14 protein-coding genes, 1 rRNA gene and 1 riboswitch are annotated in these 15,508 nt (G+C 66.6%); of the genes, 10 read left to right on the top strand and 5 right to left on the bottom strand.

Annotation, left to right across the window (positions count from 1 at the left end):
* Positions 1-50: 50 nt before the first annotated feature.
* A riboswitch (cyclic di-AMP (ydaO/yuaA leader) is annotated at positions 51-191 on the top strand.
* A 5-nt stretch (positions 192-196) separates the two neighbouring features.
* Complete coding sequence (locus ACIBVN_RS13700) at positions 197-1,153, top strand: coiled-coil domain-containing protein (protein WP_397136015.1); 957 nt, start codon at positions 197-199, stop codon at positions 1,151-1,153.
* A 476-nt stretch (positions 1,154-1,629) separates the two neighbouring features.
* On the opposite strand, the gene ACIBVN_RS13695 is transcribed toward ACIBVN_RS13700, so the two are convergent.
* The 3 genes from ACIBVN_RS13695 to ACIBVN_RS13685 all read right to left on the bottom strand — a co-directional run bounded on the left by ACIBVN_RS13695 (position 1,630) and on the right by ACIBVN_RS13685 (position 3,946).
* A complete protein-coding gene (locus ACIBVN_RS13695) occupies positions 1,630-2,103 on the bottom strand; it encodes a hypothetical protein (RefSeq protein ID WP_397136014.1) in 474 nt (157 codons plus the stop codon).
* A gap of 173 nt (positions 2,104-2,276) precedes the next feature.
* Positions 2,277-3,242 (bottom strand): WGR domain-containing protein, encoded by a 966-nt coding sequence (locus ACIBVN_RS13690; protein WP_397136012.1) that lies wholly within the window; start codon positions 3,240-3,242, stop codon positions 2,277-2,279.
* Positions 3,243-3,817: 575 nt separating this feature from the next.
* On the bottom strand, positions 3,818-3,946 hold the full coding sequence (locus tag ACIBVN_RS13685) for a hypothetical protein (protein ID WP_397136010.1): 129 nt from the start codon (positions 3,944-3,946) through the stop codon (positions 3,818-3,820).
* A 16-nt stretch (positions 3,947-3,962) separates the two neighbouring features.
* Here ACIBVN_RS13685 and ACIBVN_RS13680 point away from each other — a divergent pair, with 16 nt between their 5' ends.
* On the top strand, positions 3,963-4,157 hold the full coding sequence (locus ACIBVN_RS13680; protein WP_397136008.1) for a hypothetical protein: 195 nt from the start codon (positions 3,963-3,965) through the stop codon (positions 4,155-4,157).
* Between the two features lie 249 nt (positions 4,158-4,406).
* Here ACIBVN_RS13680 and ACIBVN_RS13675 read toward each other — a convergent pair whose 3' ends face one another.
* On the bottom strand, positions 4,407-4,952 hold the full coding sequence (locus tag ACIBVN_RS13675) for a YceI family protein (protein ID WP_397136006.1): 546 nt from the start codon (positions 4,950-4,952) through the stop codon (positions 4,407-4,409).
* A gap of 145 nt (positions 4,953-5,097) precedes the next feature.
* Between ACIBVN_RS13675 and ACIBVN_RS13670 the strand changes: the two genes are divergently transcribed.
* Positions 5,098-5,598, top strand: coding sequence for a DinB family protein (locus ACIBVN_RS13670; protein ID WP_397136004.1), 501 nt, complete (start codon positions 5,098-5,100; stop codon positions 5,596-5,598).
* Between the two features lie 21 nt (positions 5,599-5,619).
* Here the strand turns inward: ACIBVN_RS13670 and ACIBVN_RS13665 are convergent, their stop codons facing one another.
* A complete protein-coding gene (locus ACIBVN_RS13665) occupies positions 5,620-6,096 on the bottom strand; it encodes an ATP-binding protein (protein ID WP_397136002.1) in 477 nt (158 codons plus the stop codon).
* 233 nt (positions 6,097-6,329) lie between these two features.
* Between ACIBVN_RS13665 and ACIBVN_RS13660 the strand changes: the two genes are divergently transcribed.
* The 7 genes from ACIBVN_RS13660 to ACIBVN_RS13630 form a co-directional block, all read left to right on the top strand.
* Positions 6,330-7,196 (top strand): helix-turn-helix domain-containing protein, encoded by an 867-nt coding sequence (locus tag ACIBVN_RS13660; RefSeq protein ID WP_397136000.1) that lies wholly within the window; start codon positions 6,330-6,332, stop codon positions 7,194-7,196.
* Between the two features lie 201 nt (positions 7,197-7,397).
* Positions 7,398-8,777, top strand: a complete 1,380-nt coding sequence (tig, locus tag ACIBVN_RS13655) for a trigger factor (protein ID WP_397135998.1) — start codon at positions 7,398-7,400, stop codon at positions 8,775-8,777.
* Between the two features lie 628 nt (positions 8,778-9,405).
* Positions 9,406-10,038, top strand: coding sequence for an ATP-dependent Clp protease proteolytic subunit (locus ACIBVN_RS13650; protein ID WP_349458323.1), 633 nt, complete (start codon positions 9,406-9,408; stop codon positions 10,036-10,038).
* A gap of 11 nt (positions 10,039-10,049) precedes the next feature.
* Entirely contained in the window at positions 10,050-10,673 is a 624-nt protein-coding gene (locus tag ACIBVN_RS13645; protein ID WP_349458324.1) for an ATP-dependent Clp protease proteolytic subunit, read from the top strand.
* A gap of 183 nt (positions 10,674-10,856) precedes the next feature.
* On the top strand, positions 10,857-12,140 hold the full coding sequence (clpX, locus tag ACIBVN_RS13640) for an ATP-dependent Clp protease ATP-binding subunit ClpX (RefSeq protein ID WP_397135995.1): 1,284 nt from the start codon (positions 10,857-10,859) through the stop codon (positions 12,138-12,140).
* 287 nt (positions 12,141-12,427) lie between these two features.
* The gene (locus tag ACIBVN_RS13635; protein ID WP_397135993.1) at positions 12,428-14,992 is read left to right on the top strand and encodes a valine--tRNA ligase; all 2,565 of its coding nucleotides are present in this window, start codon (positions 12,428-12,430) and stop codon (positions 14,990-14,992) included.
* 425 nt (positions 14,993-15,417) lie between these two features.
* Positions 15,418-15,508 (top strand): 16S ribosomal RNA (locus ACIBVN_RS13630); the annotation flags it as partial.

Here is a 15,508-nt window from a genome sequence, read left to right as displayed (position 1 = left end):
TCGCATTACTCGTGATCTACCACTAACATCCCTTTTGCACCGGCTGTAACGGCCGTTGCGCGCCTAATCCCGGGCGTGTCGCCCGGGAGCCGGGGACCCACCTAGTTCTGGGGTGAATCCGACCACGTGTCGGTAGGGCACCTCCGCGCCCGAACCCGTCAGCTAACCCGGTCGGCAGAGGGAGAGGAACATCCACGTGGCGGCTGCGTCCCCCGTGCGCCTTGTCATCGGTCTCATCACCGCCGCGGCCGTCGCAGTCCTGCCGGTGACCGCGGCGTCAGCCGCGCCCAAACCGTCGGAGGCCGAGCTCCGCGCCCAGCTCAAGCAGCTCAACAGCAAGGTCGACAAGCTCATCGAGAAGTACAACCTCAAGCGTGTCGAGCTGGCCAAGGCGCGGGAGGCCGCCAAGGTCGCCAAGGACCGCCTGGCCGCCGCGGAGCAGGCGGTGGTGGCGGCCGAGCAGCGGGTCGCCGACATCGCCAGGATGCGCTACCAGAGCCACGACCCCTCGCTGCCCGCCTTCCTGCTGCCCACCAACGGCGGCGCCGTGGCCCTGCTGGAGCAGCTCACGGCCGAGCAGCAGGCCGTCGTGGACGGTGTGGCCAAGGCCCGCGACGAGAAGAAGAAGGCCTCCGACGAGGCCGCCGCGCTCGCCACCCAGATCAGCGCGGACGCCAAGGACGTGGCCGAGCAGCGCGAAGACGCCCAGGACGTCATCAAGGACATCCAGAAGAAGCTCCAGGACCTGGTGCCGTTCGGCCCCGGCCGCAACACGAACGGCAGCTGGGCCCCGGAGCTGCCCACGGGCTCGGACAACATCACGGCCCGCACGCGGCTGATGAAGGCGCAGGTGGAGAAGAACTTCAAGCTGCCGTACGAGGTGGGCTGCTTCCGCTCCGGCTCCAGCGGCGAGCACCCGCTGGGGCGGGCCTGCGACTTCATGATGAGCACCGGCGGGACGACGCCGTCGGCCGTCAACAACGCCCTGGGCGACCGCATCGCGGAGTGGGCACTCAAGAACAAGGACAAGCTCGGGGTCAAGTACGTGATCTGGAAGCAGCGCATCAACATGGGCTCAGGCTGGCGGGCCATGTCGGACCGGGGCAGCATCACCGAGAACCACTACGACCACGTGCACATCTCGATGAACTAGAAATGGGACGAATCGCATCTAATGAGCTATTCGCTCACTTGCAGATGGCGTTTACCCACGGGACCGTCGACCACACCGGTCCAGCTGGCAACGACCTGGCGGAGTTGATCCGTCGACAGCAGGACCTCTTCGCCGCGCGCCATGAGCCAATCGAAGGGTGAGAAGGGTGGCTGTGGAGGGGGCCGCTCATCTGGTTCTGTCGGATGGTGTGGTGCCCTTGCGCCCGGCAGAAGCCGTGTTCGAGGCGATGCTGGCTGGATGGGAGCGGCAACAGCGGGCCCGTCTGCTGGCGACCTCGACGATTCGAACACGGGTGGATCGTGTCCGCCGGTTTGCTCTGTTCACCGGGACGTCGCCCTGGTCAGGGGCTGTGAGGGGACGTCGATCGCCCTCGGGCGCCCTCGGGCGTGGTCAGCGCAGCGCAGCGAACGCGCCGCTGGGCGTCTTGCGCAGCCAGCCCCGCTCGGCCAGCCGTTTCAGCTTGGCCCGCACGCCTCCCACCTGACCCGACTCGAAAGGCAACCCAGCTGCGCGCAGATCGCCTTGCAGATCACCCGACCGTCGGCGGTGCGCACCGCCTCCAGCAGCGCCTGGTAGTCGACGGCAGCTCGTGTGCGCTCGTGGCGCGCTCCCGGTGGGGGATCAGCAGCCCTCGGGGGCGGCTCGGCCACGCGCCGGGCCGGCAGCGCCACCCGGTACATCGGCACCACCTCGATCTCGCCGCCGCCGTCGCCTATGTTCTCGGTGTCGTCATGGGCGGCCTGAGCTGCCCGAACAGGCTCTCCCTGCAGCTCGTCTTCGGCCAGCAGTTGGGCGATCACCTGCTCGGCCTGTTTGGCCAGTTCCGTGCGACGCGCGGTGAGGCGTTCCAGAAGCGACACCGTACCTCTACCGCGGTCATTCACAGACGGCGCAATTCCCGCGCAAAGGATCATCGTGAACGCGATCATCCGGACCGTGACGGATCATGAAACGTGCGTGATCCCTCAGGCAAACGATCATCCGCACTGAACCCCTGGCACCACCAGGAAGAGCACGTCCAGCGGAGCTCACACCAGGCCCTTGACCTGCCACTTCAATAGGGACCAACCCAATCGTGGCGTCTCCGGAAGGGATAGGCAAACTAGCGGACGAACCTGCCGACCCTGTCCAAGGTGTCGGTTGTGAGGTCGGCGGGCCCGAGAGCAAGGACCTCGCCCCGGAACGACCGAACCTCCACGAAGCTCTTCGGCGTCGAGACCGCCAGCCGGCGCAGCAGATTCCCCGCCCCCTCCAGCGTGCCGGTCTTGAACTTGGCCCGTCTCAACGTCTCCCGATCACCCATCCCCTCGAACGGCCCGCTCGCGCTCCGCAGGTCGTAGCGCAGGTCGGTCACCGGTAGGGGAGCGCGATCCCAGGTCGAATTCGGTAGCGAGCCATGTCCTTGGGTCCGCGCCTCGACCCACGTCCCGGTGTCCGCGTCGCCGATCTCGCAGTCGTGGATCGGATACGCGTAGGCGACGCGCCCTTCGTAGACGTTGCTGATCAGCTGCGGCGAGCACAGCAGCGCGTGGCTGAACGGCCCGATCAGCGCGTCCAACGGCAACTTGTGATGCGAACTGCCGTCGAAGGCCAGCTCCCGGCGCGGCACGAGGAAATCCAGGAACGCGCGGACCAGCTCCGGGTCATGGCAGGCCTCCTTTACGGGGAACATCAGGCCCCTGCGCCCGTCGTCCGTCAGTACGGCATAGCGCCAGAAGCGCCCGATCCCCAGTCGCACGGGCATGACGTACACGCTGTCGTAGGCATCGAGCGGCTCGTAGCCGGAATCCAGGATGTCGAGAAGCGAGCCTACGTGCCCCGGAGCCGGTGCGGGGGCAGGCTCGGGCTCGGGTGTCACGACCTCGACGTAGCCCTCGCGCCGCTTCTCGTCGATCTTCTTGTTGAAGTGACGTACGGCATGCGCCTCGTCGTCGAGGGTCATGCTCGTCCCCCGCAGGGTGCCACCCGCCATCCCCCACGCCATGTGACAGCGGATGCCTTCGCGCTCGATCTGCCAGAGCCGTACAACACCGTCGGAGCGCTTCTCGAAACTGCGTAGTCCTGACATATCGGGATCTTCTCAGGGTGCAGGTGACTGCGGAACACGCGATGACATGGCACAGGGGCCTGCGATACCTGCGATATACCGCCGCAGCCCATGATGTGATAAAGGCCTACGAGACGGACGCCATGAGGATTCTGCGTAACCTGGCTGTCGACAGCCGCTATGGCCTGGTCACTTCGATCACGGCGGCGCTGGCCACGGCATCCATCGATCAGCACGTTCTACTAGTCCTGACCAACAGCGAGATCACGAGGTGACAGGTGACCACTCGTCATGATCTCCCGCCCTGACCCGCACGAGCACCCTCACCACGCTCACGTCAGGCCTCGACCTGCGTATTCAGGATGAAACGAGCCCGGCTCGGCGATCTCGACGAACATGGCCTCCTGTTCGCTGTCAGCGGCGACAACGCTCGCCCGGGCCGGCAGCAGCGACTTCGGGATGGGATGAGATTCCCACTCCCTTCCAACTCATCAGCCTCGGCGCCTCATCAACGTTGACAGCGTGGCTGACCTGGCGCGCGGCCTCCCAGCCAACCTCTGGAGCACCCCCCTGGGATCCGCCCGGTGTGACGCCGGCTACTTGATCTTTGCGAGCTTCGCCGCGTTGTAGTACGTCACCGACCAGGCCTTGCATTTGTTCTGGTGGCCGTAGGCCGTCTGGGAGGCGCAGACGCGCTTCATGTCGCCGTAGAACGCCTTATTCACCCTCGAAGACCTGCTGGTGAGCCTGGCCGACAAGCTTTGGAAGAACAAGCGCGTCCCAGACCTCGAAGTCCTCGTCGTGACCCGCCTGGCCCAGGCAAGCGGTCAGCAGCCATGGGAGGAATACGCCGCACTCGACGAACTCCTCACCCACATCGGCGACACGGCCGATCAGCGGTTGACCTTCCAGGCCGCCTATCCGATCCACGGCTGAGAACGCACACGCAGAGCCGAACCCCAAAGTCAGTCTCACCCATCGGATCGACCTGGAATTCCCACCCTCTGAATAAGACTCTCCGCCACTAAGGGAAGCCCGAGCTGCCGTGACCATCGTCTGCGTGCTCTGCTCCGGCCTCGTTGACAGCAGGTCGTCGAGGTCGACGGCCTGGGAGAGTGCGTCGTAGCCGGCGGCGTCGAGGTGGATGCCGTTGGAGGGCCGCCGGCGCTGACGCGTTCCAGGCGTTCAGGCGTTCTTGACGGCGGACAGGTCGAACTCGAGGGTGATCTTCTCGGAGATCATCACGCCGCCCGTCTCCAGGACGGCGTTGTAGGTCATGCCGAAGTCCTTGCGGTTGATCACCGTGCTGCCCTCGAAACCGACCCGGGTCATGCCCTGGGCGTCCACCGCGGTTCCGGTGTAGTCGAGGGGGATGGTGACCTGCCGGGTCACGCCGCGGATGGTCAGCCGTCCGGTGACCTCGAAGCTGTCGCCGCCGACGTGCTTGATGTCGGTCGATTCGAAGGTGATGGCCGGGTGGCCGGCGGCGTCCAGGAAGTCGCCGGTGCGCAGGTGGTCGTCCCGCATGTCGTTGCCGGACTGGATGCCGGCCACGTCCAGGACCACGTGGACGTGCGAGGCGGCTGGGTCGGCGGCGTCGAGGTGGGCGGTGGCTTCCTTGACGGGAATGCTGCCGCGCACCTTGGTCACCATCGCGTGGCGCGCCACGAAGCCAAACCGGCTGTGCATGGGGTCGATGGTGTAGCTGCCGGTGAGCTCGCTGGGGTACATGCTGTGCTCCGTCTCAAGTAGTTCAGTACTGGAAGATTGAGCATGACCGTACATCGATTTATTTCAGCGCGCAACTTTCCAGTGCGATGACTTGGTGACGCGATGGCTCAACCGCCGGAGCTCCGCGTAGATAAGGTCAGGCCTCATGACTGACACCCGGATCCCCCCGCCCCTCACCGGCGACGAGCGGACAGTGCTGAACAACTGGCTCGAGTGGCACCGTGGCACCCTGGCCGTCAAATGCGCGGGCCTGTCGGACGAGCAGTTGCGCCTGCGCCCAGCCTCGCCCTCGACGCTGTCCCTGCTTGGACTGGTCAGGCACCTGGCGCACGTCGAGCGCGTCTGGTTCCGCCGCGTGCTGAACGGTGAGGACATCCCCAAGCTCTGGGACAAGGACCGCGACAACGACGCGGACTTCAACGAAGTGGACACCGCCTCCGTCAAGGAGGCCTTCGCGACCTGGGAGGAGGAGGTCGAGCGCGCCCGCGCCATCTCGGCGGCCAAGCCGCTGGACGCCGTCGGCGACCGCAACGGACAGGACTGCTCGCACCGCTGGATCCTCGTCCACGTGATCGAGGAGTACGCCAGGCACAACGGCCATGCCGACCTGCTGCGCGAGCGTATCGACGGGGCGACCGGCGAATGAGGGCCCGTTAGCCCTCAGGCATCAATGCTCGGTGCGGAAGAGCGCCCACACGGCCTTGCCGCCGCGGGCGAGGGGGTCCCAGCCCCAGCACTGGCTGTAGGTTTCCACGATGTAGAGGCCGCGCCCGTTCTCGGAGACGAAGTCCGGCTCCTTGGGGCGCGGCACCTCATCGCTGGGGTCCGCCACGGCCAGCAGCACGTGCGGCTGTACGCGCATCAGCAAGAGCTCGATCTCGCGCCGCCCTGCTGCGTACATCGCATAGCGGACCGCGTTCGTCACCAGCTCCGACACCACCAGCGCGGCGTCGTCGCCGAGTTCGGGCAGCCCCCACCTCTGCAGGGTCGAGCGGGTCACGTCCCTGGCCGTCTTCACGGAGTCGGCCTGAAAGGGCAACGGGCACGCGGTCGTGTACGGCTTGCCGCCCATGAGCAGACGGTCGAAGCCCACCTCGCGGGTGATTTGCAAAGCATCGGCAGTGGCCAGAGGGTCCTCCACCATGCCGCCGATACCTCCCCGTTCAGCCCGAGTTAGTGCATGTTTGGCCCAATATGCACTAGGCCATCATGGGTCACGATCGCGGCAGCTGCAAGACCCAAATGCACGTGCAGTTGCATTGTGCAGCAGCATGCGGCGTTTTGGGGCATTAGTCTGCTAATCGGACACGAGGTTGAGACCTTGTCATACCCGGCAATGTGGTGTCACTGTGTGTGCGGACCTTGATAGGAGGCAAAGTGACGCAGAACCAGCCGGGTTCCGGACCGACGGCGCTGCGCATCCTCCTGGGCTCCCAGCTGCGCAAGCTCAGGGAAGCAAAGAACGTCACTCGTGAGGAGGCCGGCCACCTCATCCGGGGCTCGGAATCCAAGATCAGCCGCATGGAGCTGGGCCGAGTGGGGTTCAAAGAACGCGACGTGGCGGACCTGCTGACCCTGTACGGGGTCGAGGACAAGCAGGCCCGCGCCGCCGTACTCGACCTGGTCGCCACCGCCAACGAGCCTGGTTGGTGGCACCGGTTCAACGATGTCCTGCCCACGTGGTTCCAGGCTTACGTCGGCCTCGAAGAGGCCGCCGCCAGGATCAGGACCTATGAAGTCCAGTTCGTGCCAGGACTCCTGCAGACCAAGGAGTATGCAAGGGCCGTCGTGACCGCCGGAACGGCGGGAATCGGGGCCGAGGAGATCGCCAGGAGGGTGGATCTCCGGCTGGAGCGCCAGCGGATGTTCGAGCGGCCGGACGGGCCCGTCTTCTGGGCGGTCATCGACGAGGCCGCGCTACGGAGGCCCATAGGCGGCGTCGAGGTGATGCGGGCCCAGATCGAACACCTCATCGAGCTGATGCGCCAACCCAAGATCACGATCCAGATCATGCCGTTCAGCTTCGGCGGGCACAGCGCGGAGGGCGGGGCGTTCAGCATCCTGCGTTTTCCCGACTCCGACCTGCCCGACGTCGTGTATGTGGAGCAGCTCGCCAGCGCGCTCTACCTCGACAAGCGTGAGGACGTGGACCGATACACCGAGGTGATGGAGCGGCTCTGCGCCGTGAGCACCACCCCGGACGAGACGGTCGGGCTGTTGCGGACCATCGCGGACGAGTTCTGACGACGGGCTACGGATGATCGTGGACGACTTGTGGCGGTGACGGAGTCGTTGTTGGGTATGCATCTGCCCTAGACTGGCCATCGGCGTTGGATCCCGCCGTGGCGGAGCATGCCCAACACCGCTCATGTGGGCGCGGCGCGTGAGCCGTTTCCGAATGGACGCGCCCGCGATCACTCGTAGCTTGATCAAGGAGACCATTCCGTGAAGACCGCTGTCGAGGAGCTAAGCCCGACCCGGGTCAAGCTCACTGTCGAGGTGCCGTTCGACGAGCTGCGCCCCAGCATGGATGCGGCGTACAAGAAGGTCGCGCAGCAGGTGCGCGTCCCCGGGTTCCGGCCTGGCAAGGTTCCGGCCCGCATCATCGAGCAGCGCTTCGGCCGGGCGGTGGTGCTGGAGGAGACCCTCAACGACGCGGTGCCCAAGCTGTACGGCCAGGCCGTCGACGAGGTCGACGTGTTCCCGGTCGACCGGCCCGACATCGAGGTCACGAAGATCGACGACGGTGACAAGATCGAGTTCACCGCCGAGGTCGACATCCGGCCCAACTTCGAGGTGCCCGACTACCAGGGCCTCGAGGTCACGGTCGACTCCGCCGAGGTCTCCGACGAGGACGTCGACAAGCAGCTCGACGCGCTGCGCCAGCGCTTCGCGACGCTGACCGGCGTCGAGCGCGCAGCCGCCAACGGCGACTTCGTCGTCATGGACCTCCGCGCCGAGATCGACGGCAAGAACATCGAGGAGCAGCAGGCCAGCGAGGTCTCCTACGAGGTCGGCGCCGGCTCCGTGCTCCAGGGCCTCGACGCCGCGCTCGAGGGCATGTCCGCGGGCGAGGAGAAGAGCTTCAAGACCGAGCTGGTCGGCGGCGAGAACGCCGGCGAGGAAGCCGACGTGATCATCAACGTCAAGTCGGTCAAGGAGAAGGTCCTGCCCGAGCTGGACGACGAGTTCGCCCAGCTCGCCAGCGAGTTCGACACGCTCGACGAGCTCAAGGCCAGCATCCGCGAGCAGTCCCGCCGCAACAAGCTGATCGACCAGGTCGTGCAGGCCCGCGAGAAGGCCCTCGACGCCGTCCTGGAGCAGATCGACATCCCGCTGCCGGCGAGCGCGCTCAAGGTCGAGGTCGACGCCCGCAAGCACAACCTCGACCACCAGATTGCCGAGAGCGGCCTGAGCCGCGACGCCTTCTTCCGCCTCTACCAGACGACGGAGGAGGAGCGCTTCGCCGAGTTCGAGCAGAACTCCGCGCGTGCGCTCAAGGTGGGCTTCGTGCTCGACAAGATCGTCAAGGCTGAGGAGCTGGGCGTCTCTGAGCAGGAGCTGACCAACTTCGTGGTGCGCCGCGCCATGGAGATGGGCGTGCAGCCCAACGAGCTGGCCAAGCACCTGGCCGACAACGACCAGCTCACGCTGGCCATGGTCGAGATCGTCCGCGACAAGGCCAAGGCCGTCCTGGGCGACGCCGCCAAGGTCGTGGACACCGAGGGCAACGAGGTGGACCTCAAGGCCATCTACACCGAGATCAACGGTGAGGAGGTCGTGGAGGAGGAGTCCGCGGCCGACGAGGACAAGCCGGAGGCCTAGCCTCCTCCCGCTCACGGTGCGGGCCCCTGGGGTCTGTGCCGTGGCGGTCACGGTCCTGAGCCCCCGAACCAACCGGTTCGGGGGCTTCGCCCTTTTTCCGGGGACGTCTGGTCGCGGGCCGCGATGCTGCGCAGCGCCACCTCCCCGGACGCCGCGCATCGGGACGCATCCGCTCCAAGGGCGCGGCACAGGGCTCCGGCTGCTGCCGTGGTCGCGCCGAGCGTGCATGACCTGGCGCCGGCGCGGGGCGCCCACGGCTGCGGCCGGCCCCCACGTACTCGCCTGCCTCCGCGAGGCCCCGCGAGGCACTGGGCCGGGCGGGCAGGCCGTACGGCGCCCTCAGAGGGCTCGTAGGGATCCTGGAGCTCCGGCAGCGGCCCGAGCGGCGCCGGAAACCGGTAACTCCGGTCAGCTGGACTCCCAGGGCGTCGCAGGGAGCATCGCCCCATGGCGGCGGTCCGGACTTCGTGGACGGAACGGGCGAGGTCGGGCGGAGGATAACAGGCAGAGGCTTGTCCGAACCTGCGCCGTCAGCGAACAGTACGGGGGACCGGGCATGAGCTGTGCGCAGCGCGCGTTAAGGTCACAAGCAAAGCCAATCGATTACGACGCATCGGAAGGTGACGCTGTGACCAGCCCGCCGACCTTCTATCAGCCTGAGTCGCGAGGCCGTGAGAACGGCTCGACCTTCCGGCTTGAAGATCAGCTTTATCAGCGCCTGCTCCGGGAGCGCATCATCGTGCTCGGCCAGGAAGTCAACGACGAGATCGCCAACCGCATCTGCGCCGAGCTGCTGCTGCTCGCGGCCGACGACCCCGACCGCGACATCTCGCTTTACATCAACTCGCCGGGCGGCTCGGTGAGTGCCGGCATGGCCATCTACGACATGATGGAATATGTGCCGAACGACGTGTCCACGGTTGTGATGGGCATGGCCGCCTCGATGGGGCAGTTCCTCCTCACCGCGGGCGCCAAGGGCAAGCGTTACGCCCTGCCTCACGCCCGGGTCATGATGCACCAGCCGTCGGGCGGCATCGGCGGTACCGCCGCCGACATCGCCATCCAGGCCGAACAGATGCTCTACGTGAAGAAGACGCTCGCCGAGCGGATCGCCTTCCACACCGGCCAGCCGCTGGAGCAGATCGAGGCCGATTCCGACCGCGACCGCTGGTTCACGGCCGAGGAAGCCAAGGACTACGGCTTCATCGACCACGTCGTGCGCAGCGCGCGGCAGGTGCCCTCGCAGGGCCCCGTCTCTTAGGGGGAGCTGAAGTGGATATCAACAGCCGCTACATCATTCCGGAGTTCACGGAGCGCACCTCCACCGGAGTGAAGCAACACAACCCGTACACCAAGCTCTTCGAGGACCGCATCATCTTCCTCGGAGTGCAGATCGACGACGCGTCGGCCAACGACGTGATGGCCCAGCTGCTGACGCTGGAGTCGCTCGACCCCGACCGTGACATCAGCATCTACATCAACTCGCCGGGTGGCTCTTTCACCGCCATGACGGCGATTTACGACACGATGCAGTTCGTCCGGCCGGAGATCCAGACGGTCTGCCTCGGCCAGGCGGCCTCCGCCGCGGCCGTGCTGCTGGCCGGCGGCACCCCGGGTAAGCGGTTCGCGCTGCCCAACGCCCGGGTGCTGATCCACCAGCCGTCCACCGAGGGCGGCGGCCAGGGCAGCGACATCGAGATCCAGGCCCGCGAGATCCTTCGCATGCGTACCCTCCTCGAGGACATCGTGGCGAGGCACTCGGGCAAGACCTCCGCTCAAGTCCGCAAGGACATCGAACGCGACAAAATTCTCAACGCGGACGAGGCAAAGGCGTATGGTCTGATCGATGACATCATCCCGTCCAGGAAGAAGCGAGCTGCGGCCGTAGCTTCCTGACGAGACGTGACGCACCGGGGCGCTGCCCAATAGGGCACGTTCCGGTGCGACTCGCCGCTAGGGGGCTCACTGAGGGCCCAGAAGACGGTAACGTCGAAACCTGAGCGGTTCGGCCTAGTCCGGAGGATGTCCGGAGACACTGCTCGCGGCAGCAGGGCGGTCCCACGCAAAGGAGTATCTGGGGTGGCACGCATCGGCGACGGGGGAGACCTGCTGAAGTGCTCTTTCTGCGGAAAGAGTCAGAAGCAAGTCAAGAAGCTCATTGCCGGGCCAGGCGTCTACATCTGCGATGAGTGCATTGATCTCTGCAACGAGATCATTGAGGAGGAGCTCTCCGAGTCCTCCGAGCTCAAGTGGGACAACCTGCCCAAGCCGAGGGAGATCTACGAGTTCCTCGACGCCTACGTCATCGGTCAGGACAAGGCTAAGAAGGCCCTCTCGGTGGCGGTCTACAACCACTACAAGCGGGTGCAGTCCGGCGACCGGGGCAGAGACGACGGACTGGAGCTGGCCAAGAGCAACATCCTGTTGCTCGGCCCCACGGGCTCCGGCAAGACACTGCTGGCGCAGACCCTGGCGAGGATGCTCAACGTGCCCTTCGCCATCGCCGACGCCACCGCGCTGACCGAGGCGGGATACGTCGGCGAGGACGTGGAGAACATCCTCCTCAAGCTCATCCAGGCCGCCGACTACGACGTCAAGAAGGCCGAGACCGGCATCATTTACATCGACGAGGTCGACAAGATCGCCCGCAAGAGCGAAAACCCGTCGATCACGCGCGACGTCTCGGGCGAGGGCGTGCAGCAGGCGCTGCTGAAGATACTGGAGGGCACCACGGCCAGCGTGCCCCCGCAGGGCGGCCGCAAGCACCCGCACCAGGAGTTCATCCAGATCGACACGACCAACGTGCTGTTCATCTGCGGCGGCGCCTTCGCCGGTCTGGAAAAGATCATCGAGTCGCGCATCGGGCGCAAGGGCATCGGCTTCAACGCCATCATCCGGTCGAAGGAAGAGGTCGACACGGCCGACATCTTCGGCGACGTGATGCCGGAAGACCTGCTGAAGTTCGGCATGATCCCCGAGTTCGTCGGGCGCCTGCCGGTCATCACCTCGGTGCACAACCTCGACCGCGAGGCGCTCATCCAGATCCTCACGGAGCCGCGCAACGCGCTGGTCAAGCAATACCGCAAGCTGCTCGAACTCGACGGGGTCGAGCTGGAGTTCACCGACGGGGCCCTGGAGGCCATCGCCGACCAGGCGATCCTGCGTGGCACCGGCGCCCGCGGACTGCGCGCCATCCTGGAGGAGGTGCTGCAGTCCGTCATGTACGAGGTGCCGTCGAGGCAGGACGTCGCCCGGGTGGTCATCACCCGCGAGTCGGTGCTCGAGCACGCGATCCCGACGCTCGTCCCGCGCGACCAGCTCGCCGCCAAGCAGCAGCGCACACCGCGCGAGAAGTCGGCCTGAGCCGCAGCCAGTCATACCGAGCGCCCCGTGGCACCACGCCACGCGGGCGCTTTCGGTGTTCTGCGGCTCCCGCGCCCGCCTGTCCCCGAGCCCTCTCCTGTTTCGCTCGCCCCTGAGCTGCCCCCTTCAGGTTGGGCGTCGCCGCGTACGACGGCGCTTCCGGCGGATCAGGGTGCTCGGCCACGAGGGGGAACTTCGGCCGCGCTGAGTGGGCCGGCGCTCGACGCCATGGGCCGGCTTCGGGGTACGGGGCTTTCCGCTTGTCGGCCTCCCTAGAATTGGTCATTGTGACAACGCCAGAGCTGCCCACCCAATACACGCCGGCCGACGTCGAGACCCGTAGCTACGAGCGCTGGGTATCCGAAGGCTATTTCACCGCCGATCCGGGCAGCTCGCGCGTGCCGTACAGCATCGTCCTGCCTCCGCCCAACGTGACGGGCGTCCTGCACATCGGGCACGCGCTCGACCACTCCATCCAGGACGCGCTGACGCGGCGCGCCCGTATGCAGGGACGCGAGACCCTCTGGCTGCCCGGCATGGACCACGCGGGCATCGCCACCCAGAACGTCGTCGAGCGCGAGCTGGCCAAGCAGGCCAAGTCGCGGCACGACCTCGGGCGCGAGGCGTTCGTCGAGCGCGTCTGGGAGTGGAAGGAGGAGTCCGGCGGCCGGATCCTCGGCCAGATGCGCAAGCTCGGCGACGGCGTCGACTGGTCGCGCGAGCGCTTCACGATGGACCCGGGGCTCTCGCGGGCCGTGCAGACGATCTTCAAGAAGCTGTTCGACGACGGGCTGATCTATCGCGCCGAGCGGATCATCAACTGGTGCCCGCGCTGCCTGACCGCGCTCTCCGACATCGAGGTGGAGCACAGTGAGGACGAGGGCGAGCTAATCTCGATCCGCTACTCCGACGAGATCGTGGTGGCCACCACGCGCGCCGAGACCATGCTCGGCGACACGGCTGTGGCCGTTCACCCTTCGGATGAGCGGTACGCGCACCTGATCGGCACGACGGTGGAGCTGCCGCTGACCGGCCGCATGATCCCCGTGGTCGCCGACGAGCACGTCGACCCGGCCTTCGGCACCGGCGCGGTCAAGGTGACACCCGCCCACGACCCCAACGACTTCGAGATCGGACGGCGCCACAACCTGCCGTCGCTGACCGTCATGGACGAGCGCGGCGTCATCACCGCGCACGGCCCGTTCCAGGGGCTCGACCGCTTCGAGGCCAGGCCCGCTGTCGTGGCCGCGCTGCGTGCCGAGGGGCGGATCGTCGCGGAGAAGCGCCCCTACCTCCACTCGGTCGGCCACTGCTCGCGCTGCAAGACAGTGGTCGAGCCGAGGCTGTCGCTGCAGTGGTTCGTGAACGTCGGGCCGCTGGCGAAGGAGGCGGGCGACGCCGTTCGCGACGGGCGCACCCGCATCCACCCGCCCGAGCTGGCCAAGCGCTACTTCGACTGGGTCGACGACATGCACGACTGGTGCATTTCCCGCCAGCTCTGGTGGGGGCACCGCATTCCGGTCTGGTACGGGCCGGGGGGCGAGGTCGTGTGCGTGGGTCCCGATGAGGAGCCGCCCGCCGGCTACACGCAGGACCAGGACGTGCTCGACACCTGGTTCTCCTCGGCGCTGTGGCCGTTCTCGACACTCGGCTGGCCGGACGCCACGCCCGAGCTGGAGCGCTTCTACCCGACCTCCGTGCTGGTCACCGGCTACGACATCCTGTTCTTCTGGGTGGCCAGGATGATGATGTTCGGGCTGTACGCGATGGACGGCGAGCCGCCGTTCCGCACTGTCGCGCTGCACGGCATGGTCCGCGACCAGTACGGCAAGAAGATGTCCAAGTCGTTCGGCAACGTGGTCGACCCGCTCGACTGGGTCGAACGCTTCGGCGCCGACGCCACCCGCTTCACCCTGCTCCGCGGTGCGAACCCCGGGGCCGACGTCGCGGTGAGCGAGGAGTGGGCGGCCGGCTCCCGCAACTTCTGCAACAAGATCTGGAACGCCACTCGGTTCGCCCTGATGAACGGCGCGGCCGTGGGGTCTCTGGAGGACGCCGAGCTGACGGCGGCCGACCGATGGATTTTGTCGCGCCTGCAGGATGTGGTGAGGGCCGCGGACGCGGCGTTCGAGGAGTTCGAGTTCGCCAAGGCGTCCGACCTGCTCTACCACTTCGCGTGGGACGAGGTCTGCGACTGGTATCTGGAGCTGGCCAAGATCCAGCTTGCCGAGGGGCTGGAGCACACCCGGCTGGTGCTCGGCCACGTCCTCGACGCGCTGCTGCGGCTGCTGCATCCGCTGGTGCCGTTCGTGACCGAGGAGCTGTGGCGGGCCGTGACGGGCGGCGAGTCGATCGTCGTGGCGCCGTGGCCGGTGGTGGACGCCCGTTACACGGACGCCTCGGCCGAGGCCGAGATCGAGGCGCTGCAGGAGCTCGTGACGGAGGTCCGCAGGTTCCGTTCGGACCAGGGGCTCAAGCCCGGCCAGAAGGTGGCCGCCCGGCTCGGGCTGGCGGGCACTGTCCTGGCCGGCCAGGAGAGTGCGATCCGCGCGCTGCTCCGCCTTACGGAGCCGGCCGAGTCGTTCAGCGCCACGGCGAGCTTCTCGGTGGGCGGGGTGACCGTTGAGATCGACACCGCGGGCGCCATCGACGTCGAGGCCGAGCGCAAGCGGCTGGAGAAGGACCTCGCGGCCGCGCGCAAGGAGGCCGCGCAGGTGGCCGCCAAGCTGGGCAACGAGCAGTTCATGGCCAAGGCGCCGGAAGCGGTGGTCGCCAAGGTCAGGGACCGGGCCGAGCAGGCCGCTGCGGACATCGTGCGGCTCGAGGCGCAGCTCGCCGGGCTCGGTGTTTGAACCATCCGGACGCGGGGAAGGTCCATTCGTTACCTAAGATGGACCTTCGACGCCGTCAGGGCTGCTATCGTTTTCCACGTGGGGCGGCAAGCCCTGACACCCCCTTCTGACGAACCCGATCTTCGGGACGGTCCGGCCGCGCGGTTGGACAAGTCGCGAAAGTTGGAGTAAGTTAGCAGGGTTGCCTCGAAGAGAGGCGAGTCCGGAAGCTCCCGGATCGGGCGGTTTGACAAGGATCGTCCGGATCGGGTAGACTGAAGGAAATGAAATGTGAGCCTCGGACACTGGGGTCCTCGAAGGATTCCGGTGGATGATGTGCGTCCGTTTCTTGAGAACTCAACAGTGTGTTAAAAGCCAGTGCATGAGATACATGCATGACCCCGTCTTTTTGACGGATAGCTCGGATTGATTTCCGGACAAGACATTGTTTGGAGAGTTTGATCCTGGCTCAGGACGAACGCTGGCGGCGTGCTTAACACATGCAAGTCGAGCGGAAAGGCCCTTCGGGGTACTCGA

Origin of the sequence: Nonomuraea sp. NPDC049400 (genome assembly GCF_044466425.1) — a bacterium.
Taxonomy (GTDB): Bacteria; Actinomycetota; Actinomycetes; order Streptosporangiales; family Streptosporangiaceae; genus Nonomuraea.
The sequence above is the reverse complement of the archived record's forward strand: the minus strand, read 5'-3'. Positions and strand labels throughout refer to the sequence as shown.